Here is a 1,462-nt window from a genome sequence, read left to right as displayed (position 1 = left end):
AGATCTCGCAACACTCGGCGAGGAGCCTGTGGATCAGCTCGTTCCGCTTCGCGCTGGCCATGACCGGCCGTTGGTCGGTAAGAACTGCCGTGCGCTGTCGTTTGAGCGATATCCCGCCGAAGCGGGAGACCAGTGGCTGCCTGTCCTCGCCGCGTGGAACGATGACCTGGAAACAACGGAGCATTCCATCGGCCGTCTTGACGGTGGCTCTGTACTTGCGCGCCGTCTTCGAGACCGTGGACCGGTGTTTCCGAGCCAGCGTCTTCAGCAGGGAGGTCTCCATGACCCACTGGAGCCTGCCCAGGTGATGCACGTCCTGGGCAAGAAGGTAGTACTGGACGAGCCCCCGGTACTCGGCCTGATACTTCGCGACGATCGTGAAGTCCTCATCGTGAAGCAGCATTCCTCGTAACGCTGGTTGGCCCCGGCTCATGTAGAGCGCACATTTCTGCCTGATCACCTGCTTGGGCACGAACAGGCCGATCGCTCCGTTGACCGCCCGACGATTGCGGGTGATCTTCGTATCGGAGTGCTGGGCCCGGATCTCGTAGCCGAGGAAGCGTGCCGCCTGGCTGGTGGCGTGGGTGATCACGGTCTTGGAATCGGACAGTTCCAACTTGAGCTCATCCTGCAGGAACCTCCCGATCCTCGACTTGATCTCCTCGGCTTCGTGCTTCGGTCCGGCGAACCCCAGGAGCCAGTCGTCGGCGTAACGGACATAACGCAGACGCCGATAGTCCGGATCGTTCGGGTCCTGGCTCGGCAAGGAGCGGCGTTGGACTCGAAGTGCCCTCACCTTCTCCTGGTCGCTGTGCCGTGTGGCCTTCTCGATCGCGTACTCGATGGCTTGGTATGCCCGGTTTCGACGCCTCCGCTGTCCCCGGTTGTACTCAGGGAGTAGAGACTGTTCGATGAACTGGTCCAGCTGGTCAAGGTAGATGTTCGAGAGGATCGGCGAGGCAATGCCGCCCTGCGGCGCGCCGCTGAGCGTGGCGTTCCAACGCCAGTCCTCCAGGTATCCGGCCTTGAGCATGTGGCTGATTAGCCGCAGGAAACGTTCATCGTGGATCTTCTCCGCCAGGATCGCGAGCATGATCTCGTGATCCAGGCTGCCGAAGCAGTCGGAGATGTCCCCCTCGATGAACCAGTGCGTCCCCTTCCAGACGTCCACCACCTCGCTGAGCGCGGTGTGGCATCCTCGCTGGGGACGGAATCCGTGGGACCTGTCGGAGAACTGGATGTCGTAGTACGCCTCCAAGAGCAGGCGGACCACTTCGGCTACCAGCTTGTCCGACCAGGCGGGCAGGCCGAGCGGGCGTTTCTTCGCCGATCCCTTCTTCTCGATGTACACCCGTTTGACCGGAGTTCACCGGTAGCGCTCGGCGCGCAACGCGTCGATGATGCTGTCGATTTTCTCCAGTGACATGCCGTCTGCCGTCTCCCCGGTGACCCCCGGCGTCAT

General features: G+C 62.2%; 1 pseudogene. It reads right to left on the bottom strand.

What is annotated here, in order from left to right:
- Positions 1-1,462: pseudogene (locus tag ACFU7Y_RS43920) on the bottom strand (reverse transcriptase domain-containing protein); the annotation flags it as partial.

Origin of the sequence: Kitasatospora sp. NPDC057542, assembly GCF_042801945.1 — a bacterium.
In the GTDB taxonomy this organism is placed as follows: domain Bacteria; phylum Actinomycetota; class Actinomycetes; order Streptomycetales; family Streptomycetaceae; genus Kitasatospora.
The sequence above is the reverse complement of the archived record's forward strand: the minus strand, read 5'-3'. Positions and strand labels throughout refer to the sequence as shown.